The 24,157-nt window shown below is 69.7% G+C and carries 22 protein-coding genes and 2 riboswitches; of the genes, 14 read left to right on the top strand and 8 right to left on the bottom strand.

Features of this window, described 5'->3' with window-relative positions; all coding sequences use genetic code 11:
• Nucleotide 1 precedes the first annotated feature (1 nt).
• Nucleotides 2-910 (bottom strand): LysR family transcriptional regulator, encoded by a 909-nt coding sequence (locus tag ACFUCU_RS09825; protein WP_377972291.1) that lies wholly within the window; start codon nt 908-910, stop codon nt 2-4.
• A gap of 144 nt (nt 911-1,054) precedes the next feature.
• Here ACFUCU_RS09825 and tdh point away from each other — a divergent pair, with 144 nt between their 5' ends.
• The 4 genes from tdh to hutI are packed head-to-tail and all read left to right on the top strand — an operon-like array spanning nt 1,055 to nt 5,767.
• Nucleotides 1,055-2,101, top strand: a complete 1,047-nt coding sequence (gene tdh, locus ACFUCU_RS09820; protein WP_290258437.1) for an L-threonine 3-dehydrogenase — start codon at nt 1,055-1,057, stop codon at nt 2,099-2,101.
• Between the two features lie 57 nt (nt 2,102-2,158).
• Complete coding sequence (locus tag ACFUCU_RS09815) at nt 2,159-3,370, top strand: glycine C-acetyltransferase (RefSeq protein ID WP_377972289.1); 1,212 nt, start codon at nt 2,159-2,161, stop codon at nt 3,368-3,370.
• 58 nt (nt 3,371-3,428) lie between these two features.
• Entirely contained in the window at nt 3,429-4,544 is a 1,116-nt protein-coding gene (locus tag ACFUCU_RS09810) for an NAD(P)/FAD-dependent oxidoreductase (RefSeq protein ID WP_377972288.1), read from the top strand.
• A gap of 11 nt (nt 4,545-4,555) precedes the next feature.
• Nucleotides 4,556-5,767 carry an imidazolonepropionase gene (hutI, locus tag ACFUCU_RS09805; protein WP_377972286.1) on the top strand — a complete coding sequence of 404 codons (1,212 nt, stop codon included), beginning with the start codon at nt 4,556-4,558 and terminating at the stop codon, nt 5,765-5,767.
• 5 nt (nt 5,768-5,772) lie between these two features.
• Here the strand turns inward: hutI and ACFUCU_RS09800 are convergent, their stop codons facing one another.
• Nucleotides 5,773-6,429, bottom strand: coding sequence for a histidine phosphatase family protein (locus ACFUCU_RS09800; RefSeq protein ID WP_364137315.1), 657 nt, complete (start codon nt 6,427-6,429; stop codon nt 5,773-5,775).
• 80 nt (nt 6,430-6,509) lie between these two features.
• Between ACFUCU_RS09800 and ACFUCU_RS09795 the strand changes: the two genes are divergently transcribed.
• Nucleotides 6,510-7,277: a CPBP family intramembrane glutamic endopeptidase gene (locus ACFUCU_RS09795; RefSeq protein WP_377972284.1), complete on the top strand. Its 768-nt coding sequence runs from the start codon at nt 6,510-6,512 to the stop codon at nt 7,275-7,277.
• 150 nt (nt 7,278-7,427) lie between these two features.
• Here the strand turns inward: ACFUCU_RS09795 and ACFUCU_RS09790 are convergent, their stop codons facing one another.
• Nucleotides 7,428-8,066: a VOC family protein gene (locus ACFUCU_RS09790; RefSeq protein WP_290258432.1), complete on the bottom strand. Its 639-nt coding sequence runs from the start codon at nt 8,064-8,066 to the stop codon at nt 7,428-7,430.
• Between the two features lie 192 nt (nt 8,067-8,258).
• Nucleotides 8,259-8,375: riboswitch (SAM riboswitch) on the top strand.
• Nucleotides 8,376-8,459: 84 nt separating this feature from the next.
• Between ACFUCU_RS09790 and ACFUCU_RS09785 the strand changes: the two genes are divergently transcribed.
• The 3 genes from ACFUCU_RS09785 (at nt 8,460) to ACFUCU_RS09775 (ending at nt 12,812) form a co-directional block, all read left to right on the top strand.
• Nucleotides 8,460-9,776, top strand: a complete 1,317-nt coding sequence (locus ACFUCU_RS09785) for a bifunctional o-acetylhomoserine/o-acetylserine sulfhydrylase (RefSeq protein ID WP_377972283.1) — start codon at nt 8,460-8,462, stop codon at nt 9,774-9,776.
• Nucleotides 9,777-9,960: 184 nt separating this feature from the next.
• A riboswitch (SAM riboswitch) is annotated at nt 9,961-10,076 on the top strand.
• A gap of 13 nt (nt 10,077-10,089) precedes the next feature.
• On the top strand, nt 10,090-11,238 hold the full coding sequence (locus ACFUCU_RS09780; RefSeq protein WP_377972281.1) for a homoserine O-acetyltransferase: 1,149 nt from the start codon (nt 10,090-10,092) through the stop codon (nt 11,236-11,238).
• A 191-nt stretch (nt 11,239-11,429) separates the two neighbouring features.
• On the top strand, nt 11,430-12,812 hold the full coding sequence (locus tag ACFUCU_RS09775; protein WP_364137029.1) for an MFS transporter: 1,383 nt from the start codon (nt 11,430-11,432) through the stop codon (nt 12,810-12,812).
• A gap of 81 nt (nt 12,813-12,893) precedes the next feature.
• Here the strand turns inward: ACFUCU_RS09775 and ACFUCU_RS09770 are convergent, their stop codons facing one another.
• Entirely contained in the window at nt 12,894-13,793 is a 900-nt protein-coding gene (locus ACFUCU_RS09770) for a LysR family transcriptional regulator (RefSeq protein WP_377972280.1), read from the bottom strand.
• 171 nt (nt 13,794-13,964) lie between these two features.
• Here ACFUCU_RS09770 and mmsB point away from each other — a divergent pair, with 171 nt between their 5' ends.
• Together mmsB and ACFUCU_RS09760 are read left to right on the top strand one after the other, a co-directional pair.
• Nucleotides 13,965-14,867 (top strand): 3-hydroxyisobutyrate dehydrogenase, encoded by a 903-nt coding sequence (gene mmsB, locus ACFUCU_RS09765; RefSeq protein ID WP_377972278.1) that lies wholly within the window; start codon nt 13,965-13,967, stop codon nt 14,865-14,867.
• A 32-nt stretch (nt 14,868-14,899) separates the two neighbouring features.
• Nucleotides 14,900-16,384, top strand: coding sequence for a CoA-acylating methylmalonate-semialdehyde dehydrogenase (locus ACFUCU_RS09760; RefSeq protein WP_377972276.1), 1,485 nt, complete (start codon nt 14,900-14,902; stop codon nt 16,382-16,384).
• Nucleotides 16,385-16,403: 19 nt separating this feature from the next.
• Here ACFUCU_RS09760 and ACFUCU_RS09755 read toward each other — a convergent pair whose 3' ends face one another.
• Nucleotides 16,404-17,006, bottom strand: a complete 603-nt coding sequence (locus ACFUCU_RS09755; RefSeq protein WP_377972275.1) for a hypothetical protein — start codon at nt 17,004-17,006, stop codon at nt 16,404-16,406.
• A gap of 65 nt (nt 17,007-17,071) precedes the next feature.
• Nucleotides 17,072-17,911, bottom strand: a complete 840-nt coding sequence (locus tag ACFUCU_RS09750; RefSeq protein ID WP_377972511.1) for an SGNH/GDSL hydrolase family protein — start codon at nt 17,909-17,911, stop codon at nt 17,072-17,074.
• Nucleotides 17,912-18,059: 148 nt separating this feature from the next.
• Between ACFUCU_RS09750 and ACFUCU_RS09745 the strand changes: the two genes are divergently transcribed.
• Nucleotides 18,060-18,722 (top strand): alpha/beta hydrolase, encoded by a 663-nt coding sequence (locus ACFUCU_RS09745; RefSeq protein ID WP_377972273.1) that lies wholly within the window; start codon nt 18,060-18,062, stop codon nt 18,720-18,722.
• A gap of 20 nt (nt 18,723-18,742) precedes the next feature.
• On the opposite strand, the gene ACFUCU_RS09740 is transcribed toward ACFUCU_RS09745, so the two are convergent.
• The gene (locus tag ACFUCU_RS09740; RefSeq protein ID WP_290258422.1) at nt 18,743-18,979 is read right to left on the bottom strand and encodes an RNA-binding S4 domain-containing protein; all 237 of its coding nucleotides are present in this window, start codon (nt 18,977-18,979) and stop codon (nt 18,743-18,745) included.
• 33 nt (nt 18,980-19,012) lie between these two features.
• Between ACFUCU_RS09740 and ACFUCU_RS09735 the strand changes: the two genes are divergently transcribed.
• The 3 genes from ACFUCU_RS09735 to ACFUCU_RS09725 all read left to right on the top strand — a co-directional run bounded on the left by ACFUCU_RS09735 (nt 19,013) and on the right by ACFUCU_RS09725 (nt 22,517).
• Complete coding sequence (locus ACFUCU_RS09735) at nt 19,013-19,987, top strand: DMT family transporter (protein ID WP_290258421.1); 975 nt, start codon at nt 19,013-19,015, stop codon at nt 19,985-19,987.
• Between the two features lie 125 nt (nt 19,988-20,112).
• Nucleotides 20,113-21,498 (top strand): glycine--tRNA ligase, encoded by a 1,386-nt coding sequence (locus ACFUCU_RS09730; RefSeq protein WP_377972270.1) that lies wholly within the window; start codon nt 20,113-20,115, stop codon nt 21,496-21,498.
• A 2-nt stretch (nt 21,499-21,500) separates the two neighbouring features.
• The gene (locus ACFUCU_RS09725) at nt 21,501-22,517 is read left to right on the top strand and encodes a GNAT family N-acetyltransferase (RefSeq protein WP_377972269.1); all 1,017 of its coding nucleotides are present in this window, start codon (nt 21,501-21,503) and stop codon (nt 22,515-22,517) included.
• 82 nt (nt 22,518-22,599) lie between these two features.
• Here ACFUCU_RS09725 and ACFUCU_RS09720 read toward each other — a convergent pair whose 3' ends face one another.
• Nucleotides 22,600-24,048, bottom strand: a complete 1,449-nt coding sequence (locus ACFUCU_RS09720; RefSeq protein ID WP_377972268.1) for a short-chain fatty acid transporter — start codon at nt 24,046-24,048, stop codon at nt 22,600-22,602.
• Nucleotides 24,049-24,157: the final 109 nt, after the last annotated feature.

Below are 24,157 nucleotides of genomic sequence, written 5' to 3'. Positions count from 1 at the left end.
CCTAGCCACCCACCAGATCGGTCATGATTGTCTGCAGCGCCTCGCAGACCATCATGACCGATCGGCGTTTAAGGTTCTCCGGCCGCGCCAGCAGGTCGATCCGGCGCCGGGTGCTGATCCCCTCCAGCGGTTTGAGCACGATCGAGGGGTTCAGCACCGGCCGGGCGGTGTGGCGGGGGAGCAGCCCGATCACGCTGCCCGCGGCCACCAGCGCCGCCACCGTGGAGTAGTCGTTGATCCGGTGCACGATGTTAAGTTCCCGGCTGGCCACGGCGGCGACGGCGGAGAGCACGTCCGCGGGGGAGTAGCCGGCGTGGCTGGTCACCCAGGGCTCGCCGACGACGTCGTCCGCGCTGACCGCACGCTGCCCGGCCAGCCGGTGGCCCGCCGGCAACGCCACGTCCAGCGGCTCGTGCGCCAGCGGAATCACCGCCACCCGCTCCTCGGGCCAGCGCGGGCTGTGGTCCATCCGGTGCGCCAGCACCAGGTCGTAGCGGCCCGTCAGGGCCGGGAAGTCCTGCTGGGCGACGTCCTCGTCGGAGAGCCGCACCTCCGGCCGGCCCGGCCCGGACAGCAGCCGGGCCAGCGGCGCGAACAACGCCTGCCCCGCGCTGTGGAAACCGCTCACGGTCACCGGAGCGGCGGGGGAGCCGTGGTACTCGCCGATCGCTGCCCGCGCCTCGGCCATGGCGCTGACGACGGTGGCCCCGGCGTCGGCGAGCACCTGCCCGGCCTCGGTGAGCACCAGGTTCCGGCCCTCCTTGCGGGTCAGCGGCACCTCCACGGAGCGCTGCAGCGCCGCCAGCTGCTGGGACACCGCCGAGGGGGTAACCAGCAGGGTTTCGGCGACTGCCTTGACGCTGCCCAGGGCGCCGAGTTCGCGGAGCATTTCGAGCTGGTGGATTTCCATGCCCACCATCCTACGGCTAAGGAAAATCTAAATCGTCGATTGAGAAATTTTCGGTTGTGCTAATGCATCCGGGCGGTTGTAATGGGGTGAGTTGACCCACACCCCGCCACCTCCCCGGCGGCACCAGCACAGTAAGGCAGGCCCATGAAGGCTCTCTACAAGTCCGGCGCGCACGCCGGATTCGACCTCGTCGACCGGCCGGAACCGGAGACCGGGGCCGGGGACGTCAAGATCCGGGTGATGACCACCGGCATCTGCGGCACGGACCTGCACATCCAGTCCTGGGACGCCTGGGCCCAGGGCATGATCAACGCCCCGCTGATCGCCGGCCACGAGTTCTACGGCGAGGTGGTGGAGGTCGGCGAGGACGTCTTGGATGTCAAGGTCGGCGACCGGGTTTCCGGCGAAGGCCACATCGTCTGCGGGATCTGCCGCAACTGCCGCGCCGGCCGCAAGCAGATGTGCATCAATACCGTCAGCGTCGGCGTCCAGCGCGACGGCGCCTTCGCCGAATACGTCGTGATCCCCGAGACTAACGTCTGGGTCCACCACGACCCGTCCGTCACCCCGGAACTCGGCGCCATCTTCGACCCGTTCGGCAACGCCGTCCACACCGCCCTGAGCTTCCCGCTGGTCGGCGAGGACGTCCTGATCACCGGCGCCGGACCCATCGGCCTGATGGCGATCGCCGTCGCCCGCCACGCCGGCGCCCGCAAGATTGCCATCACCGACGTCTCCGCCCCGCGCCTGGCCCTGGCCCGCACGCTCGGCGTCGACCTCGCGATCGACGTCTCCACCACCCGGGTCAAGGACGCCCAGCGCGAACTGGGCATGCGCGAGGGCTTCGACGTCGGCATGGAAATGTCCGGCCACCCCACCGCCCTGCCGGAAATGATCGAGAACATGAACCACGGCGGCCGGATCGCCATGCTCGGCCTTCCCAGCCAGTCCATCGACATCGACTGGGGCAAGGTGGTCACCCACATGCTCACCATGAAGGGCATCTACGGCCGCGAGATGTTCGAGACCTGGTACGCCATGAGCGCCATGCTCTCCTCCAACCCGGTGCTGCACGCGAACATCTCCGCCGTCGTCACCGACTCTCTCCCCGCGGCCGACTGGGAGAAGGGCTTCGAGATCGCCCGTGCCGGCGTCGGCGGCAAGGTCGTCCTCGACTGGACCGGCTTCTAGGCCCCGGCCCTTTCCGGTACCGTACAACCACCCACCCAGCCCAGGAGCGCACCGACCATGTATTCAGCCATCAAGGACCAGCTGCAGCACGAACTCGATGAGATCCGCAGCGCCGGCCTGTTCAAGACCGAACGGCACATCGATTCGCCGCAGGCCAACCACATCACGGCCGGCCAGCTCGGCCAGCCCGGCACGGACGTGCTGAACTTCTGCGCTAACAACTACCTGGGCCTGGCCGACCACGCGGAGATCATCGCCGCCGCCAAGGACGCCATGGACTCCCGCGGCTTCGGCATGGCCAGCGTCCGCTTCATCTGCGGCACCCAGGACCTGCACCTGGCCCTGGAGAAACGGGTCTCGACGTTCCTCGGCACCGAGGACACCATCCTCTTCTCCTCCTGCTTCGATGCCAACGGCGGGGTCTTCGAGTCCCTCTTCGGCCCGGAGGACGCGGTCATCTCGGACGCGCTGAACCACGCCTCCATCATTGACGGGATCCGGCTCTGCAAGGCCCGTCGCTTCCGCTACGCCAACCGGGACATGGCGGACCTCGAGGCCCGCCTGATCGAGGCCTCCAGCGGGGATAACCCGGCCCGCCGCAAGATCATCGTCACCGACGGGGTCTTTTCCATGGACGGCTACCTTGCCCCGCTCGAGGCGATCTGCGACCTGGCCGACAAGTACGACGCCATGGTCATGGTGGACGACTCGCACGCCGTCGGCTTCATGGGTCCCACCGGCGCCGGCACCCCCGAACACGCGGGCGTCTCGGACCGGGTGGACATCTACACCGGCACCTTCGGCAAGGCCCTGGGCGGTGCCTCCGGCGGCTACGTCTCCGGCCGCCGCGAGGTCGTCGCCATGCTCCGGCAGAAGGCCCGCCCCTACCTGTTCTCCAACTCCCTGGCCCCGTCGATCGTCGCCGCCACCCTGAAGGCCCTGGACCTGGTGGAGAACTCCGCGGAGCTGCGCGGAAAGCTCTTTGCCAACGCCGGGCTGTTCCGCCGCCGGATGGCTGAGGAGGGCTTCGAGCTGCTCGACGGCGAACACGCGATCGTCCCGGTGATGTTCGGCGACGCCGTGATGGCCGCCAAGGTGGCCGACGCCATGCTCGGCCACGGCGTCTTCGTCACCGCCTTCAGCTACCCCGTTGTCCCCAAGGGCGCCGCCCGGATCCGCGTCCAGCTCTCCGCCGCGCACAGCACCGACGACGTCGAACGCTGCGTCCAGGCGTTCGTGGCCAGCCGCGCGGAGGTCGCGGCCGCGTAGCAACCCGGTCCGCAAGACCTGCTGACGGATGTCCCCGCCGGGTGCGAGGATGGGTCACATGTCAGCTCATTACGATGTTGTGATTGCCGGCGGCGGCATTGCCGGACTGTCCCTGGCCTCGGCGCTGGCCGGCAAGTGCAGCGTGGCGCTGGTCGAGGCCGAGCAGACGCTGGGCTACCACACCTCGGCGCGCTCGGCCCGGCAGCTCATCCCCAGTTACGGCCCGCCCGTGGTCCGGGACCTGACGCTGCGCACGCTGGAACTAATCGGCACGCACGAGGGCACCCGCCCCGAGCCCGTCCTCTCGCCCCGGCGGTTCATGCTGATCGGCGACGAGGACGCGGTCCGCGAGCAGGCCAGCGGCTTCATGCACCTGATCGGCCACGACGAGGCGCTCAAGCTCTGCCCGGCGCTGAAACCGGAGAGCTTCACCGCCGCCGGGCTGGACTCCGGCTCCTTCGCCTGCAACGCCTCCCTGCTACTGGAGGACCACCGGGAGCGGGCCGTCGCCGGCGGCGTGGACATCATCACCGGCGCCCGCATCCACTCCGCGCAGCGCACCGGCTCGGGCTGGGAACTCGGCGCCGGGCAGGAGGCGCTCTCCACCGCCGTCGTGGTCAACGCCGCGGGGGCCTGGGCGGATGAGCTCGCCGTCCTCGCCGGCGTCGAGAAGCTGGGCCTGCAGCCCTTCCGCCGCACCGCGGCGATCGTCGACGTCGAGAATCCGCTTCCGCCCGGCTGCCCGATGGTGGCCGCCACGGACAGCTTCTATTTCCGCCCGGAAGGGCGGCACCAGGTGCTGATCTCGCCCTCGGAGAAGGTCCCCAGCGGACCCGAGGACGCCCGACCGTACCCCGGCGACGTCGAGGCCCTGATCGCCCGCTTGAACGAGGTGACCACCCTCGGCATCAACGCCGTCAGCCGGGCGTGGACCGGGCTGCGCACCGAGGCCTCCGACGGCATCCCGGTGGTGGGGTTCGACGCCGAGGCGCCGGGCTTCTTCTGGCTCGCCGGCCAGGGCGGCTATGGCTTCCAGACCTCCTCCGGGATCGCCGAACTCGCCGCCGGACTGATCCTCGCCGGGCAGGCGGCCGGGGCGCCGTTCCCGGCCGACAGTCCGGCATCCCGGACAGCGGCGGCGCTGGCGGCGACGCGGATGTCCATCCGGGCCTGAAGAATGGACCCATGAGCACCCTGATCACCAATATCGGCGAACTGATGACGCAGGACCTCGAGTACCGGGTCCTGCACGACGCCGCCGTGGTCATCGAGGGCGAACGCATCGCCTGGCTGGGCCCCGCCGGGGACGCCCCGGCCGCGGACGACGCCATCGACGCCGCGGGGCGTGCGCTGCTGCCCGGCTGGGTGGACTCGCACACGCACCTCGTCTTCGCCGGCGACCGAACCGCGGAGTTCGAGGCGCGGATGGCGGGGGAGGAGTACAGCGCCGGCGGCATCGCCGTGACCATGGGCGCGACCCGGGCGACCGGTGACTTCGACCTCACCCGCCTGGCGCTGGGCCGGGTGGCGGAGGCCGTCTCGCAGGGCACCACGTACCTGGAGACCAAGACCGGCTACGGCCTGGACGTGGACAACGAGGCCCGCAGCGCCCGGATCGCCTCCACGGTCGCCGACGAGGTCACCTACCTCGGCGCCCACCTGGTCCCGGCCGGCATGGACGCCGGGGAGTACACGGACCTGGTCTGCGGGCCGATGCTCGCCGCCGTCCGGCCCTACGTGCGCTGGGCCGACGTCTTCTGCGAACGCGGAGCCTTCACCGAGGAGCAGTCCCGCCGCGTGCTGGCGGCCTGCCGGGAGGCGGGCCTGGGCCTGCGGGTGCACGGCAACCAGCTCGGCGAGGGGCCGGGGGTGCGGCTGGCGGTGGAGTTCGGGGCAGCCAGCGTGGACCACGTGAACCACCTGTCCCGGGAGGACGTGCGCGACCTCGCGGACAGCTGGTCCGGCTGGGAAGCCGCGACCGGCGCCGGGGAGCGCGGCACGGTGGCCACCTGCCTGCCGGCCTGCGACCTCTCCACCCGGCAGCCGCTGGCCCCCGGCCGCGAACTGCTGGACGCCGGCGTGCAGCTGGCCCTGGCCTCCAACGCCAACCCCGGCACCTCCTACACCAGCTCCATGGCCTTCTGCGTCACCACCGCGGTGCTGCAGATGCGGCTCAGCGTGCACGAGGCGGTCCGTGCCGCGACCTATGGCGGGGCGCTGGCGCTGGGCCGGGAGTCGGGGAACGACGTCGACGGCGAACGCGCGGTGGGGTCAATCGCCGTCGGCCACCGCGCGGACCTGCACCTGCTCAACGCCCCCTCGGCCACTCACCTGGCCTACCGGCCGGGCATGCCGCTGACCCACGCCGTCTGGCGCGCCGGGGTCCGCGCCCGCTGAACCTTCTAGAAGACCATGGGCGGGGCGTGCAGCACGGTCTCGTCCACGCGCCGCTCCACCCACTGGCTGAACGGCTTGTCGAGTTCGTACTTGCCGTCCCCGGTGCGGTGCAGGGTGCGCAGCTCCGCGTTGTCCGGGTTGTTCAACGACTCGAAATACTCCACGGACCAGTGGAACCAGCGCATGCAGAATAGCCGCATGGTCAGCCCGTGCGTAACGAACAGCGCGTTGGGCGCGTAGTCCGGCTTGGACCAGTGCCGGTACAGGGTCTCCATGAACGAGGAGATCCGGTCGTAGACATCGGACCCGGATTCGCCCTCGCGGAACCGGTAGAAGAAGTGCCCGTAGGCGTTCCGGAGCTCCTTCTGGTCCTCGATGTCACCCGCGATCTGGAAGTTCGCCCAGTCCTGCTCCCGCAGCCTGGGCTCCTCGATCACCCGCTCGGTCAGGTTGCCCAGGTCCAGCGCTTCGAGGGTCTGGTAGGCGCGCAGGTACGGCGAGACGTAGACGCAGACCTGCTGCCCATCCAGCTGGCGGCGGAGCTCGACGCCGGCGGCCCGGGCCTGCTCGACGCCCAGATCGGTCAGCGGGATGCGGTAATCGGGCACCCGGTTGTAGATGGAGGTATCGGCATTGGCGGCGGACTGGCCGTGCCGGATCATCAGGATTTTCCCGGGCGCGCTCACAGCCCCAGCATAGGCGCGTCCGGCCAACTCCCGGCAACGGCAGGCAAGATAGGACCATGCTGGTTACCTCCCGCCGCCGTGTGCGGTTCGAAGTATGGATTGTGCTGGGACTCTCGCTGGGGCAGTCGGCGGTGTACTCGGTGGTGCAGCTGCTGGACAAGCTCTCGCAGGCGCCGCTGGCCCAGGGGACCTCCACGCTGAACCGCTCCCAGAGCAGCCGCGAGTACTTCGACCTGACCTACCAGCTGCTGGACATCATCTTCGCGCTCGTCCCCGTGCTGCTGGTGCTCTACTTCCTCACCGGTCCCCGCGAGCCGGGGACCCCCGGCGGCTCGGCATTCCGGAAGCTCGGGTTCGACCTCGCACGCCCCGGAAAGGACCTGCTGCAGGGCGCGGGCCTGTTCCTGCTGATCGGCATCCCGTCGCTGGGCCTCTACGCCGCCGGCCGGGCCCTGGGCATCACGACGGCGATCATCCCGAGCGCGCTGGGCACCTACTGGTGGACCGTGCCCGTCCTGATCCTCTCCGCCATCCGGCACGGGATCGTCGAGGAGGTGATCGTGGTGGGGTACCTGCTGGACCGGTTCGGCAAACTCGGGTGGCGGCTGCCGGCGGCCATCGCCGCGAGCTCCATTCTGCGCGGCAGCTACCACCTGTACCAGGGGTTCGGGCCGTTTATTGGCAACGCCATCATGGGCGTCATTTTCGCGCTGGTCTACACCCGCACCCGGCGGGTGATGCCGCTGGTGATCGCGCACGCGCTGCTGGACATCGTGGCGTTCGTGGGCTTCAGCCTGTTCGGCAAGGCGGTCGGCCTGGGCTGAGGTGTCCTGGCGATTCCTGCGGTGCCGTGTCCTGCGGTGCCCTGACCCGCACGACGAGGCGGGGAGCGGTTTAAAGAGTTTCGGCCCCCGGCGGCGGATGGCGTCATTGACACCCGCGGCCGGCGGCCGAAGTTGTGGCGGGCCGTGGCCCTAGATGGTGACGGCGCCGGAGGCGGTCTCGAAGGTGACCGAGAGGATGCCCGGCGTGCCGTGCGGGGCCTGCCAGTTCACGGCCACGTCCTCCAGCGGCTTCTCCACCGGTTCGCCCAGCCACTCGGTGACCCGCTGCGCGGAGCCCGCGATGGTCAGCTCGGACATCTTCACCGAGCTCTCGTAGGCGTTGGACGGGTGCAGGGCCGGGTCGCCCTCCCACTTGAGCATGTAGGGGACCTGCGGATCCGCGATGAGGCCCAGGATGCCGATCTGCTTCCAGACCAGTTCACGGCCGTCGGGGAACTTGCGGTTGCCGTTGACCGCGGCGCGGCCCAGGCGTTCCTCGAAGGGTGCCAGGTCGTCGACCTCAACGCACCAGCCCATCCAGCCACCGCCGGCGGCGGAGCGGGCGCGGACCGCCTGGCCGAACGGTGCCTTGTCCGACGCCGGGTGGTCCAGGACCTCCACGACCTCCAGGTACTTGTGCCCGGCGAGCGGGATGATCATGTTGCGGGTGCCAAAACGGGGGTGCACGCCGCCCTTGACGGCCTCGACCCCGAGGGCCGTGGCGATACGGTCGGTGGTGGCCGCGAGGCCATCCTTTTCACAGGCGTAAGAGACGTGATCCATGCGCATGCCCTCATCTTGGCACTTTGTGATGGACCTCTCAGCTTAGGCTGTCCTAACCTCGCCGGGGTCGTCCGGCGGGCCCCCGTGCCGACCGGCGCGGCCGCGGAAATCCGCCGGACAAGCCGTCCCGGGGACCGGTTTCTTCATCTTTGTCATAAAGCTATCCGTGCCGGTTTCCGGCTTCCTACACTGGGAGCAGGTCATGAGTGCCAGCGCCAAGCCCCGGCTCGCTGGCCGGCAACCCTCCTTGCGCGGTGGGGTGCCCCGGGTGAAGACCTGGCCCTCCGGCGACCGCCGGCGGGGCAAGCGCGGCGCCAGGGCCGTGCCGATAATCCGGGACCCGCGAACAGCGCGGGACTCGGGTCCGGTGCCGCCCTGAGCCCAGTCACAGGAGACGCCATGTCCAACGCCTGGTCCTTTGAAACCCGTCAGATCCACGCCGGCCAGCAACCGGACGCCGCCACCGGCGCCCGCTCGCTGCCGATCTACCAGACGACGTCGTTCGTCTTCCCGAGCGCCGAGAGCGCCGCGAACCGGTTCGCCCTGGCCGAGCTCGCCCCCATCTACACCCGAATCGGCAACCCCACCCAGGACGCGGTCGAACAGCGCATCGCCAGCCTGGAGGGCGGCCTCGGCGCGCTGCTGCTCAGTTCCGGGCAGGCGGCGGAAACCTTCGCCATCCTCAACATCGCCGAAGCCGGGGACCACGTGGTGGCCAGCCCCAGCCTCTATGGCGGCACCTACAACCTGCTGGCCCACACTCTGAAGAAGTTCGGCATCTCCGTGACCTTCGTGGCGGACCCGGACAACTTGGACCAGTGGCGCGAGGCGGTGCAGCCGAACACCAAGCTCTTCTTCGGCGAGGTGGTCTCCAACCCGCGCCAGGACGTCCTGGACATCGAGGGAATCTCGGACGTGGCCCACCAGGCAGGGGTGCCGCTGATCGTGGACAACACCCTCGCCACGCCGTACCTGATCCGTCCGCTGGAGTGGGGCGCGGACATCGTGGTGCACTCGGCCACGAAGTACCTGGGCGGCCACGGCTCGGCGATCGCCGGTGTGATCGTGGACTCCGGAAAGTTCGACTTCGGCGCGGACCCGGAGCGGTACCCCGGCTTCAACACCCCCGACCCCAGCTACAACGGCCTGGTCTACGCCCGGGACCTGGGCGCGGACGGCGCACTGGGGGCCAACCTCTCCTACATCCTCAAGGCCCGGGTCCAGCTGCTGCGCGACCTCGGCTCCGCCGTCGCGCCCTTCAACGCCTTCCTGATCGCCCAGGGCATCGAGACGCTGAGCCTGCGGGTGGAGCGGCACGTCGCCAACGCCACCCGGGTGGCCGAATGGCTGGAGGGCCGGGAGGACGTCGAATCGGTCGCCTACGCGGGGCTGCCCTCGAGCCCCTGGTACGAGCGCGGCCGGAAATACGGTCCGCGCGGCACGGGCGCCGTCGTCTCCTTCGTCATCGCCGGGGGAGTGGAGGCCGGCAAACGCTTCGTCGACGCCCTGGAGCTGCACTCGCACGTGGCGAACATCGGCGACGTGCGCTCGCTGGTGATCCACCCGGCGTCGACCACGCACAGCCAGCTCAGCCCGGAGCAGCAGGCGGTGGCGGGCGTCCACCCGGGCCTGGTCCGGCTCTCGGTGGGCCTGGAGCACATCGACGACATCCTGGCGGACCTCGACGCCGGCTTCCGCGCCGCGAAGGCCGGCTAGGCCCGGGACCCCCGCCGGATTTCCCCACCTTTGCGGGCCCGACGGCGGCCGGCGCGGCGTGTCCGCGGCGACCCGCCGGCCTTGGCCTTCAAAGGTGGGGGAAACGGCGCGGCCGGGCGGGCGGCTGTCACATGGAAGTCACAATCTTCGCCAGGACGCCGCCCTGTTTCGTACACTCGGTGCAGGTCATGAGTGCCAGCGACAGCCCCGGCTTGCTGGCCGGCAACCCTCCTTTTGCGGCGGGGTGCCCCGGGTGAAGACCTGGCCTGCCGGTCAACTGACGGCAGGCAAGCGCGAAGTGAGGTCTTTTAACATGACGATTGCCGTCACCCGAACGGGTGTACCCGCCACCAGTCCCGCAGCAGGAAACGCCGCCGCCCCCGAAGGCACCGTGCGGTACCTGTCCGTCGGCGCCCTGGAACTCGAATCCGGCGCCGTCCTGCCGGAGGTGGTGCTCGCCTACGAGACCTGGGGCACCCTGAACGCGGACGCCTCCAACGCCGTCCTGATCGAGCACGCCCTGACCGGGGACACCCACGTCACCCGCGGCGCCGGCGGGGAGCCCGGCTGGTGGGAACAGCTCGCCGGCCCCGGCGCGCCCGTGGACACGGACCGGTACTTCGTGGTGTCCATCAACATCCTCGGCGGCTGCTACGGCTCCACCGGCCCGTCCACGCCGGCGCCCGACGGCCGGCCCTGGGGATCCCGCTTCCCCCTCGTCACCCTGCGCGACAGCACCGCCGCCGAGGCCCGGCTGGCCGACGCGCTGGGCATCCACCGATGGCACGCCGTGCTCGGCGGCTCCCTCGGCGGCGCCCGGGCCCTGGAGTGGGCCGTCAGCTACCCGGAACGCGTGCGCCGCTGCGCCGTGATCGCCGTCGGCGCCTACAGCACCGCCGAACAGATCGCCTTCGCCCAGGCCCAGACCCTCGCGATCCGGCAGGACCCGCGCTTCAATGGCGGCGACTACTACGGCGGCCCCGAGCCGCATGACGGCCTGGCGTTGGCCCGGCGGATCGCCCACATCACCTACCGCTCGGCCGCCGAACTGGAGGGCCGCTTCGGCCGGACCGGCCAGGACGGCGAGACACCGCTCGCGCCCGGGCCGCTGTCCGGCCGCGGCCGCTACCAGGTGGAGAGCTACCTGGACCACCAGGGCAACAAACTGGTGCAGCGCTTCGACGCCAACAGCTACATCGCGATCACCGAGGCGCTGATGAGCCACGACGTCGCCCGTGGCCGCGGAAGCCTTCGGCAGGCGCTCGCCGGGGCCACCGCCGAGTTCTTCATCGCCGCCGTGGACTCGGACCGGCTGTACTTTCCCGAACAGTCCCGGGAGCTCGCGGCGGCCCTGCCGGGGGAGGTGCCCATGCACGTCATCTCGGCCCCGATCGGCCACGACGGGTTCCTGACCGAGATCGGCCAGCTCGGCGGCGTCCTCCGGGAGGCGTTCTTCGCCTGAGCACCACGGCTTCTTCGCCGGCTCGTCCCGGGTGCCGGTGTGCAATTTTGCAGATAGGCTCTGCGCGATTGGTCGTTGAGGCTGCGGCGGTGACACTCCATACTCGTGGAGAATGACCGCGTGTGGTCCAACTCACACGGAGTCAGCCCAGTAAGCCGCAGGGTGTCGATGGCGACACCGAAGGAGTTCTTATGAGCACGGAAAACGCCGCCGCGAGGCGCGCAGAGGAAACCGACGTCAAGGCGTCCGGCCTCAAGAAAGTCGTCGCCGCCTCCATGGCCGGAACGGTGGTGGAGTGGTACGAATTCTTCCTCTACGCCTCCGCCGCAACCCTGGTCTTCGGCAAGGCCTTCTTCCCCAATTCCCAGACCGAACTGGACGGCATCCTGGCCGCCTTCCTGACCTACGCGGTCGGCTTCGTCGCCCGCCCCATCGGCGGCATCGTCTTCGGCCACTTCGGTGACAAGTTCGGCCGCAAGCAGCTGCTGCAGCTGAGCATCATCCTGGTGGGTGTCTCCACCTTCCTGATGGGCTGCCTGCCCACCTTCGCCCAGATCGGCTACTGGGCTCCGGCCCTGCTGGTCTTCCTGCGCTTCGCCCAGGGCTTCGCCGTCGGCGGTGAGTGGGGCGGCGCCGTCCTGCTGGTGGCCGAGCACAGCCCCAGCAAGTCCCGCGGCTTCTGGGCCAGCTGGCCGCAGTCCGCCGTGCCGCTGGGTAACCTCTTCGCCACCGCGGTGCTGTTCATCCTCTCCTCGGTCCTGTCCTCCGCCGACTTCCTCGGCTGGGGTTGGCGTGTGGCCTTCTGGCTCTCCGCCGTGATCGTCCTGATCGGCTACTACATCCGCACCAAGGTCAACGACGCCCCGATCTTCCTCGAGGCCCGCAAGGAGGTCGAGGCCGGCCACAAGGGCTACGGCGTCGCCGAGGTCTTCCGCCGCTACCCCCGCGGCGTCTTCACCGCCATGGGCCTGCGCTTCGCGGAGAACATCCTCTACTACCTCGTGGTCACCTTCTCCATCACCTACCTGAAGACCGTGGTCCACGCCGACACCACCCGCATCCTCATGCTGCTGCTGATCGCCCACGCCATTCACTTCTCTGTGGTTCCGATGGTGGGCCGGCTGTCCGATCGCCTGGGCCGCCGCCCGGTCTACATGGCCGGCGCCGTCCTCGGTGCCACCTGGGGCTTCTTCGCCTTCCCGATGATGGACACCGGCAACGACTTCATCATCCTTGCCTCGGTCATCATCGGCCTGCTGTTCCACGCCCTGATGTACGCCGGCCAGCCGGCCATCATGGCCGAGATGTTCCCGACCCGGATGCGCTACTCCGGCGTCTCCCTCGGCTACCAGGTGACCTCGATCGTGGCCGGCTCGCTCGCCCCGATCATCGCAGTGGCGCTGCTGGGCGAGTACAAGTCCTCCGTCCCGGTTGCCATCTACCTGGCGATCGCCTGCGCGATCACCGCCGTCGCGGTGCTCTTCCTGAAGGAAACCCGCGGCATCTCCCTGCACGACGTCGACGCCGCCGACGCGCAGGGCACGGCCGACCTCCTTGCCGCAGGCAAGAAGTAGCAGGCAAGACGTAACGAACGACCAGCTTCACCGGCAGCCCCCGTCCCCGCACCGCGGGACGGGGGCTGCCGCTGTTCGGGGCTATCCCGTCAGCACGTCCTGCCGCTCGGCGATCTCGGCCCGGAGCGCGGCCAGCACGGCCTGCACCGGCGCCGAGCGGAGCGACTCGGCCCGCGCGGCGGCCCAGATGGGGAGCTGGCGCTGGAAGTCGGCCGGCAGGACCGGGACGAACCCCTCCTTGCCCACCACCAGGAAGTTGGGCAGCAGCCCGATCCCGGCCGCCCGCCGGACCGCCTCCAGCTGGGCGAAGATGCTGGTGGCCTGGAAGCTGGACCGGGGCATCGGCAGCTGCGTGGACCGGTGGCCGAGCTCGGCCACCTGCAGGGCGGACTCCACGTAGGAGACGAAGCCGTGCCGGCGCACGTCGTCGAGGGTCTCCGGCGTCCCGTGCTCCCGGACATACTGCGGGCTGGCGTACAGCCGCAGGAAGTAGTTGGCCAGGAAGATGGTCTGGGCGCTGCTGACCTCCAGGTTGCCCACCACCACCTCCAGGTCCACGCCCGAGCGGTTCTGGCTGACCTTGCGGGTGGCGCTGAGCACCTCCACGTTCAGCTGCGGATGCTCGCGCTGCAGACGGACCAGCGCCGGCGTGACGAACTCGGCGCCGAAACCGTCGGGGGTGCTGATCCGGACCAGCCCGGCCAGCACGTCATCCCGCCGGGCAATCCGGCCGCTGAGCGCGCTCAGGGTACCCTCGATCGCCTCCGCCGCCGCCACCGCCTGGCCGCCGAGTTCGGTCAGTTCCCAGCCCTGCGGAGTGCGCTCGAGGGTCCGGCCGCCCAGCTGCTTGTCCAGCGCCAGGATCCGGCGCGAGATGGTGGTGTGCGTGGTGCCCAGGGTCTCCGCGACGGCGTTGAAGCGGCCCAGCCGCGCCACGGTCAGCAGGATCAGCAGGTCATCGGGGCTGGGCAGGCGGTTCACGGTCCGGGCCTCTCGGTACTTACGGGGCAATGTGCATGGCTGCACATGGCATCTTCGCTTTTTTCTCTTGATTGCACTGTAACAGGGTGTGATGGTGGACACAGTGCCCCGCCGAAGCGCGGGGAGTTCCGCACGGAACCGTCAGCCACACCAAGCAAAGGAGCTTTAGCCATGGCAGTTGTCGCCTGGATCGGACTGGGAAACATGGGCGGATTCATGTCCGTCAACCTCGCCAAGGCCGGACACGAGGTCCGCGGATTCGACCTCAACCCGGAAGCCGTCGCGGCCGCCGAGGCCGGGGGAGTTGCCCCCGCCGGCAGCATCGCCGAGGCCGTCAAGGGCGCCGACGTCGTCTTCACCATGCTGCCCAAGGGCGAGCACGCCCGCGCCGTCTACCTCGGCGAGGACGGCGTCCTGGCCCATGCGGACACCACTACCCTGCTGGTGGATTCCTCCACGATTGACATCGCCTCCGCGCAGGCCCTGCACGACGCCGCGGCCGAGGCCGGCTTCCGCTTCGTCGACGCCCCGGTTTCCGGCGGGATCAGCGGCGCCAAGGCCGCCACCCTGACCTTCATGATCGGCGGCAAGCCCGACGCCGTCGCCGACGCCACCGAGTTCATCCGCCCGATGGCCGCGAACATCATCCCCACCGGCGGGGCCACCACCGGCCAGGCCGCCAAGATCTGCAACAACCTGATGCTCTTCATCAACCTCGCCTCCACCGCCGAGGGCGCCGTCCTGGCCGACCGGCTGGGCCTGGACAAGCAGGTCTTCTGGGACATCGCCTCCGTCTCCTCCGGCGACAGCTGGGCGCTGCGCACCTGGTACCCGGTGGCCGGCGTCGTCCCCACCGCCGCGTCCAACAACGACTTCGCCCCCACCTTCACCGCGGAACTGGCCAACAAGGACATCGGCCTGGCCATCAGTGCAGCCCAGGACACCGGCACCCCGCTGGAGATCGGCCAGCACGTCCAGCAGCTCTTCCAGCGGCTGATCGACGGCGGCCAGTCCGGCACCGACTGCTCCGCGATCGTCAAGCTGGTCGACGGCTCCTTCGAAGCCGCCAAGTAGCGCGGGAACCCCCCCCAAGAAAGAGAACCACCATGGAACGCATTCCCCACGTCATCAACGGCGAACTGGTCTCCGACGCCGAGCGCTACGGCCCCGTCTTCAACCCGGCCACCGGCGAGCAGGAGAAGGAAGTCGCCCTCGCCTCCGCCGCCCGGGTCGAGGAAGCCATCGCGGCCGCCCGCGCCGCCCTGCCCGGCTGGCGCGCCACCAGCCTGGCCCGCCGCACCGCCATCTTCTTCCGGGTCCGCGAGCTGCTGATGCAGCGCCGGCCGGAGCTGGCCGCGCTGCTGACCAGCGAGCACGGCAAGGTCCTCTCCGACGCGGAGGGCGAGATCACCCGCGGCCTGGAGAACATCGAGTTCGCCACCGGGCTCTCCCATGCCCTCAAGGGCGAACGCTCCGAGCAGGTCTCCGGCGGCGTCGACGTCCACTCCGTCCGCCAGCCCGTCGGCGTCGTCGCCTGCATCACCCCGTTCAACTTCCCCGCCATGGTGCCGCTGTGGATGATCGGCAGCGCCCTGGCCTGCGGCAACACGGTGCTGCTCAAGCCCAGCGAGAAGGTCCCGTCCTCCGCCGTCTTCATCGCCCAGGTCTTCGCCGAGGCGGGCCTGCCCGCCGGCGTCCTGAACGTGGTGCACGGCGACAAGGAAGCCGTGGACGTGCTGCTGGAACACCCGCACGTAAAGGCCGTCAGCTTCGTCGGGTCGACCCCGATCGCCCAGTCCATCTACAAGCGCGCCGCCGACCACGGCAAGCGCGTCCAGGCCCTCGGCGGCGCCAAGAACCACATGGTGGTCCTCCCCGACGCGGACCTGGACATGGCCGCCGACGCCGCGGTCTCCGCCGCCTACGGCTCCGCCGGTGAGCGCTGCATGGCCGTCAGCGTGCTGGTGGCCGTCGGCAACATCGCCGACGACCTGGTCGGCGCGATCAAGACCCGGATGGCCACCCTGAAGATCGGCCCCGGCACCGACCCGTCCTCACAGATGGGGCCACTGATCACCGCCGAACACCGCGACAAGGTCGCCTCCTACGTGGCGGGCGCCGCGGACGAGGGCGCCTCCGTGGTGGTGGACGGCCGAGAGCAGGAGTTCGACTCCAACGGCTTCTTCATCGGCGTCAGCCTGATCGACCACGTCAAGCCCGGCATGAAGGTCTACGACGACGAGATCTTTGGCCCCGTGCTCTCCGTCGTCCGGGTCGAGACCTACGCCGACGCGGTGCAGTTGGTCAACGACAACGAGTTCGGCAACGGTGTGGCGATCTTCACCCGCGACGGCGGAGCGGCGCGCCAGTTCGAGTTCGACGTCGAGGCCGGCATGGTGGGCGTCAACGTCCCGATCCCGGTGCCGGTGGGGACTTTCTCCTTCGGCGGCTGGAAGAACTCGCTCTTCGGCGACACCCACATGTACGGCCCGGAAAGCATCCGCTTCTACACCCGCGGCAAGGTGGTCACCACCCGCTGGCCCGACCCCTCCACCTCGGTGATCGACCTGGGCTTCCCTCAGGTCGACTAGGGCAGCGGACCCGTCGCGATCAGCCCTTCATGATCTCCGCGCGCCGGGCCATGTAATCCTCCATGGCAAGCTCGCCGTTGCTGTACATCTGGTCCAGCTCGGCGAGCTTGCGGGCGCGGTAGCCCTGCGCGTTCGACGACGGCGGCGGTACAGGCGGCACGCCCTGCGGGCTGTCTGAACCCTGCGGCTGCGGGGCGGGCCGGGGCGGGTTGTTCCGGTACTGCTCGCTGTCCTCGTAGGGGACCGGCGGCTGCGGCGCGGGGAACTGGTTGGCGGGATACGGGCTGCCCGGGTACTGGGTACCCGGGGCAGGATTGCCCGGGAAGGGCTGGCCGGCGGGGTACTGGTTTCCCGGGTACTGCTCAGGGTAGGGCTGGCCGGCGGGCGGCTGCGGGGGATTGAGCTGGCCGAAGCCGCCGTAGTAGTCCCGCTGGGTGAAGCCGTCCCGCGGCTGGTTGCTCTGGCCGGGCCCCGGGCCGGTGCCGGGGAAACCTCCGAAGCCGCCCGGCATGCCCTGGTTCGGGCCCTGGTCCCGGTTCTTGTTCTGCATCGAACGCCGGTAGTAGCGCATCGCAGCAGGAATCACGAGGGACAGGATGATGATCCAGAAGAAAATACTCACGGTACCGGGCCTCTCAGAAGGTGATCTCCCAGCTTAACGCCCCGAGCCCGCGGCCCGTGCCGGACTCAGGACCGCAGGGCGTCGGCGGCGTCCGCGGTGCCGGCCGAACCCCCGGCGGCACCGGTCCCGGTGCCCTTGGGGCCCTCACCGGAGCCCAATGGCACGCCGGGACCGAACACCGGCCCGGCCAGCGGACGCTTGGCGGTGATGCCGTCGCCGGAGGAGCGGTGCCGCAGCCGGCGCACCACCCACGGCACGAAGTGCTCCCGGGCCCAGATCAGGTCCCCGGTGCGCGCCTCGCGCCACGTCTGCGGCGGCAGCGGCTTGGGGGAGAGCGGTTCCAGGGTGTGCTGGACGTTCAGGGAATCGAGCACCATCGCGGCGATCGTGTGGTGGCCCAGCGGGGAGAAGTGCAGCCGGTCTGCGTCCCACATCTGCGGGTCGCTCAGCTGCCGGAGGGACCACATGTCCGCGATCACCGCGTCGTGCCGGGCCGCCACCGTGCGGAGGTTCTCGTTGTAGATCGCCACCTTGCTCCGGATTCGGCCCAGCACCGAGGACCCCGTGTCGGGGCCGTTGAACAGCACCACCGTGGCGCCGTTCAGGCTCAGGATCTGCACCACCGAGTCCAGTCGCTCGGCCAGCACGTCGGGGTCGCCGCCGGGGCGGATCAGGTCGTTGCCGCCGGCGGAGAGGGTGACGAGGTCCGGCTTCAGCGAGAGGCAGTTGGCGAGCTGCTGGTCCACGATCTGCTGCAGCAACCGGCCGCGCACCGCCAGGTTGGCGTAGGCGAAGTCGTCGTGCCCCCGGCTGAGCTCCTCGGCCACGCGGTCCGCCCAGCCGCGGTGGCCGCCGGGGCTTGCGGGTTCCGGGTCGCCGATCCCCTCGGTGAAGGAATCGCCCATCGCCACGTAGCGGGTCCAGGGGTGGTTGACCGTGCGGTCCGGATCGTTCTCCGTTGCTTTTGTTTCGCTCACCGTTCCATCCTGCCCCCTGCCCCGCAAATCGCGCCACCGTCGCATGTTACTGATTGGTAACTGCAAGAATGGAGCCATGACTGACGCCGCCGGCTACCCGGCAACCTTTCCCGAACCGGTCGTCCTCTGGTCCCGGCCCGAATCCGAGCGGGCCGGGCGGCCCCTGCTGGTGCTGCTGCACGGCTACGGCGCCAACGAACAGGACCTTATGAGCCTCGCGGACATGCTGCCGCAGGAGTTCGTCGTGGCCTCGCTGCGGGCGCCGCTGCCCACCGGCCCCGGCTTCACCTGGTTCCCACTGACGGCGTCCATCGAGTACTCCCTCGACGCGGTCAAGGAAGCCGCCGCCTACGCCGAGCACTGGATCGACTCGGTCCGCGGGGAACACCCGTCGGTGACGGTGCTGGGCTTCTCGATGGGGATGGCGCTGGCCACCACGTTGCTGCGCCGCCGCCCCGGGGCCTACGCCGCCGTCGTCGGCCTCTCCGGCTTCGCCGTGGACGCCGCCGGTGACCCCAGCTTCCATGACGCCGAGCTGGATGGCACGGTTCCGATGTTCTGGGGGCGGGACCAGCAGGACCCGGTGATCACCCCGGACAAGATCGAATTCACCATGGGCTGGGTGCGCAGGCACGTCAAGCTCACCAAGGTGCTCTACACGGGCATGTGGCACGGGATCAACCAGCAGGAGGTGGGCCATGTGGGGGAGTTCCTCACCCACGAGGTACTCACCGCCTAGGGGCCTGCCGTGACGCCGCGCTAGGCTCCCGCGGGGGTGCTGATCCGGACCGACTCGCCGTTGACCGTGACCACGTCGCCGTGGTGCAACTGCCGGCCGCGGCGCTCCTCGATCTCCCCGTTGACCTTCACAAGCCCGTTCTTGATCAGCTCCGCCGCTTCCACCCCGTCCTCGACCAGGCTGGCCAGCTTCAACAGCTGCCCCAGCCGGATCATCTCGTCGCGGATCGGGACCTCATCAATTTCCGGGTTGCTCATACAAGCAATAATGCCTGACCAAAGGTGCCACCAATGACCCACACACCCCGGCTGCCGCTGCCGCTCGGACTCCTCGCCGCCGTCACCGCCGGCCTCCTGGTCCCCGTCCAGGCCCGCGTCAACGGCGCCCTCGGCACGGCGCTCGCCGACGGCCTGGCCGCCGCTGTGGTGAGCTTCACCACCGGCCTGATCCTGATGATCGCCATCTCCCTGGCGCTGCCCAGGGGCAGGGCAGGGCTGGCGGAGGTGCTGCCGGCCCTGCGGGAACGCCGCTTCCCCCGCTACTACGTGCTGGCTGGTGCCATCGGCGGACTCTTCGTCTTCGCCCAGTCCTTCACCGTGGGCCTGCTCGGCGTGGCGCTGTTCACCGTCGCCGCCGTCACCGGCCAGACCCTCAGCGGCCTGTTGGTGGACCGGATGGGCATCGGCCCGGCGGGCAAGCGGCCCATCACCGGCATCCGGGTCCTCGGCAGCGTCCTCACCGTCGCCGCCGTCGCCTGGGCCGTCTCACCCCGGTTCTCCGGGGGCTCCGGCGCCCCCGACCCGCTGCAGCTCATCCTCCCGGTGCTGCTGCCCGTGCTGGCCGGTTTCCTGATGAGTTTCCAGCAGGCGATGAACGGCACCGCCACCGTCCACTACGGCACCCCCATCACCGCCACCCTGGTGAACTTCATCGCCGGCAGCGTGCTGCTGTGGCTGGCCTGGGGTATCAAACTGGCCATCGCCGGGGCCGGCAACGGCCTGCCCGGACAGTGGTGGTACTACCTCGGCGGCCCGATGGGCTGCATCTTCATCGCCGTCGCCGCGTTCCTGGTCCGCAGCCTGGGCGTGCTGGTCACCGGCCTCGGCATGATCGCCGGGCAGCTCCTCGGCTCGCTCGGCCTGGACCTCGCGCTGCCGGCCCCCGGCACCGTCGTCGCCCTCCCCACCGTGCTGGGCACCCTGCTCACCCTCGCCGCGATCGTCCTGGCCAGCCTGCCCTGGTCCCGGAACGCGCTGAAACGGTAGGGGCCGCACGGGTAGGCTAGGAGCTTGAATCACCCCGTTCGTACCACCCCGCCCGGCAACCAGCCGGTGACCCGGGGCCAACAGCGCGGACCGCACCCAGCGGCCCTGTAGAAAATGGAGTTCCCATGGCAGCAAAATCCGTACTCGACCAGATCATCTCCCTCGCCAAGCGACGGGGATTCGTCTTCCAGGCCGGCGAAATCTACGGAGGCTCACGCTCTGCCTGGGACTACGGTCCCCTCGGTGCCGAGCTGAAGGAAAACATCAAGCGGCAGTGGTGGCAGTCGGTGGTCCGCGGCCGCGAGGACGTCGTTGGCCTGGACTCCTCCGTCATCCTGCCCCGCCAGGTCTGGGAAGCCTCCGGCCACGTCGAGGTCTTCTCCGACCCGCTGGTCGAATGCCTCTCCTGCCACAAGCGCTACCGCGCCGACCACCTCGAGGAAGAGTACGAGGAGAAGAAGGGCCGCCCGGCCGAGAACGGCCTCAAGGACATCGTCTGCGCCAACTGCGGCACCCGCGGCCAGTGGACCGAGCCGCAGGAATTCTCCGGCCTGCTCAAGACCTACCTGGGCCCGGTCGCCAGCGAAGAGGGCCTGCACTACCTGCGCCCCGAAACCGCCCAGGGCATCTTCGTGAACTTCAACAACGTGCTCACCACCTCCCGGAAGAAGCCGCCGTTCGGCATCGGCCAGATCGGCAAGTCCTTCCGCAACGAGATCACGCCGGGCAACTTCATCTTCCGCACCCGCGAGTTTGAGCAGATGGAAATGGAATTCTTCGTCGAGCCCGGCACCGACGAGCAGTGGCACGAGTACTGGATGAAGGAGCGCATGGCCTGGTACACCGGCCTGGGTATCCGCGAGGAAAACCTGCGCTTCTTCGAACACCCGAAGGAAAAGCTCAGCCACTACTCCAAGGGCACCACGGACATCGAGTACCGCTTCGGCTTCTCCGGCTCCGAGTGGGGCGAGCTCGAGGGCATCGCCAACCGCACCGACTTCGACCTCTCCACCCACTCGAAGGCCTCCGGCCAGGACCTGAGCTACTTCAACCAGGCCACCAACGAGCGCTACACCCCGTACGTGATCGAGCCCGCCGCCGGCCTGACCCGGTCCTTCATGGCGTTCATGATCGACGCGTACGTCGAGGACGAAGCCCCCAACGCCAAGGGCGGGGTCGACGTCCGCACCGTGCTCAAGCTGGACCCGCGCCTGGCCCCGGTCAAGGCCGCCGTCCTGCCGCTGAGCCGGAACGAGGACCTCTCGCCCAAGGCCAAGGACCTCGCCGCGCAGCTGCGCAAGAACTGGAACATCGACTTCGACGACGCCGGCGCGATCGGCCGCCGCTACCGCCGCCAGGACGAGATCGGCACGCCGTTCTGCATCACCGTGGACTTCGACACCCTTGAGGACCAGGCCGTCACCATCCGGGAGCGCGACACCATGAGCCAGGAGCGCGTCTCCCTGGACAAGGTGGAGGGCTACCTCGCCGCGCGGCTGATCGGCGCCTGAGCATGGCGATCGAGTACCGCCCATGGCGTGACGGCGACGACCTGGCGCTGCTGGAAATCTGGGGCGGCCCGGAAACGGACCAGGCCCGGCAGTTCCGCGCCGCCCTGGCGCCCTCCAGCAACACCCCGTGGCGCCGCTGCATCGTGGCCGAGGACGTCGTCGACGGCGTGGCCATCCCGGTCGCGGCCGGCGTCGTGCACGAGGCCACGCTGCACCCGGAACGCCTCTGGGTGTACGTCGAGGTGGCCCGGGACCACCGCCGGGCCGGCATCGGCTCGACGCTGCTGGCCATGCTCCGGCACGAGGCCCAGCAGTCGCCCTCCGGCGTGACCCGGCTGCGGACAAAGGTCGAACCCGGCACCCCCGGCGCCGGCTTCGCCGAGGCCGCCGGCCTGACACCCATCCAGCGGTCCCGCCTGGTGGTGGTCGAACCCGGCGCCCTGAAGCTGCCCGTCTTCGGCGACGGCTCCGAGGCCGCGGCTTCCGAGCGGGTTGAGGACCTGGCCACCGGTTCGGTGGAACTGAGCGACGTCGTGGGCCGGTACTACACCGCCGTGCACCACTGGGACACCCCGGGGGAGCTCAGCGTCGCCACCGTGCAGCGGCTCTTCCTCGACGACCTGACCGGGGCCCGCGGGGCGATCGTGCTGCGCGCACCCAAGGCCAGTGCCTTCGGCGCAGGCGTTCCGGCCAGCAAGAAGGGCAAGCTGCAGGCCTTCGCCGTCAGCTACGCCCAGGGCGCCCTGGAGACGGGCACCCTGGAGACGGGCACCCCCGACGCCGGTGCGGCCGGGGCCGAGCCCTCGGACGTGTTCCTGGGCCACGACCCGGAGCTGTCCGCCGAGGACGCCCGGGCCGCCGTCCGGGACCTGCTGGCGCTGATCGCCTACCAGTACCCCGTGCTGCTGGAACTGGATGACTCCATGGAGGCGCTGACCGCCGTCGTCGAACCCCTGCTGGAGGCAGGCACCGCCCGGCTGGCCGAGGCGGACACGCTGGTCCTCTCCGACCCGGCCTAAGCCGCCTTAAAACACACTGACCCGCAGCTGTTGTCATGATGACAACGGCTGCGGGTCAGTTGGGTTAAGGGCTACTTCCCCGCTACTTTCCCGAAGGAATTACCGGCGGGACGAAGTCGAAGGTCATGCCCAGCAGCCAGACCAGCAGGAGCACCACCGGGAGGTGGAAGAGGAACTGCAGGAAGGTGAAGCCCACCAGGTCGCGGGCCCGCAGCTTCAGCACCGCGAGCAGCGGCAGCATGAAGAACGGGTTGACCAGGTTCGGCAGCGCCTCGGCGATGTTGTAGATCTGCACCGTCCAGCCCAGGTTCATCTGCACGTCCGTGGCGGACTGCATCACGTACGGAGCCTCCACCAGCCACTTGCCGCCGCCGGAGGGGACCAGCAGGCCCAGCACCGCGGTGTAGAGGGCAATAACGACGGCGAAGCCGCCGCCGCTGCCGATCTGGGCGAAGAATTCGGCCAGGTGCCCGGAGATGGACATGCCGCCGGCGCCGGTGGCCTTGGTCAGGATCGCGGCCATCGCGGCGTAGAGCGGGAACTGGACCAGGATGCCGGCGGTGGCCGGGACGGCCTTGGTGACCGCCTGCAGGAAGTTCCGCGGCGTGCCGTGCAGCACCAGGCCCAGGATGAGGAAGACCAGCAGGTAGCCGTTGAGGCTGCTGACCACGGACAGGAACGGCTTGGTCAGGAACTGGGAGACCAGCCACCCCAGGGTCAGGAGCCCGGCCAGGATCGGCAGGATCCGGCTGTATTCGAGCCATTCACCCGGACGGGACCGGGGCGCCGGCTCGGTCGGGGCGTCGTCGAGGTCCACGCCCAGGTCCTGCGCGGTGCGGATCGAGCCGCCCTGCGGGGCGGAGAAGTGCGCGATCACGGTGGTCAGCAGCATCAGGATGGCCAGCGTCAGCAGCGACTGCCAGGTGAAGATGGTGGTGCCGAAGTCCAGGACGCCGGTGATCTTCAGCAGCGCCGGCGGCAGCGATGCCGGGGTGGCCTGCAGCTGGGCCGCGGAGGAGGACAGGCCGAGGGCCCAGACGGCGCCGAGGCCCATGAACGCGGCCGCGCCGAGGGCGCGGTAGTCGACGGTCAGGTCCTTGCGGCGGGCAATGGCGCGGGCCAGCAGGCCGCCGAAGATCAGGCTAAGGCCCCAGTTGAGGAAGGACACGGACATGGACATCAGGGCCACGAAGCTGACTGCGGTGCGCGCCGTGGCCGGGACCATGGCCAGGCGGTTGATCAGGCGCGCCACCGGCGGGGACGTGGCCACGACGTAGCCGGTGAGGACCACCATGGCCATCTGCAGGGTAAAGGCGGTCAGGTCCCAGAAGCCGTTGCCGAACGAGTCGGCGATCGACTGCGGGGAAGCGCCGATGGCCAGGGCGGCAAGGGCGATGATGATGACCCCGGCGAGGGCGAAGATGTAGGCGTCCGGAAACCACTTCTCCGTCCAGGCGGCCATCCGTTGGGCGATCCGGGCGAGACCGCGTTCCTCGCCGATAGTGCTTGTGGTCAGGGCTGTGTTTGCCACCGGGGGTGTACCTCTCCATTGAGTGCGTTTTTCTACCCGATGGAGTTTAGCCAGCGCCCCGCCCCGGCCCGGGTTTATCGGCGCGTGTTGGCCCGGCCCAGGCTCTCAG

It is taken from the genome of Arthrobacter sp. NPDC057259 (genome assembly GCF_042668995.1).
In the GTDB taxonomy this organism is placed as follows: Bacteria; Actinomycetota; Actinomycetes; order Actinomycetales; family Micrococcaceae; genus Arthrobacter.
This window is presented reverse-complemented; position numbering and strand designations above follow the sequence as displayed.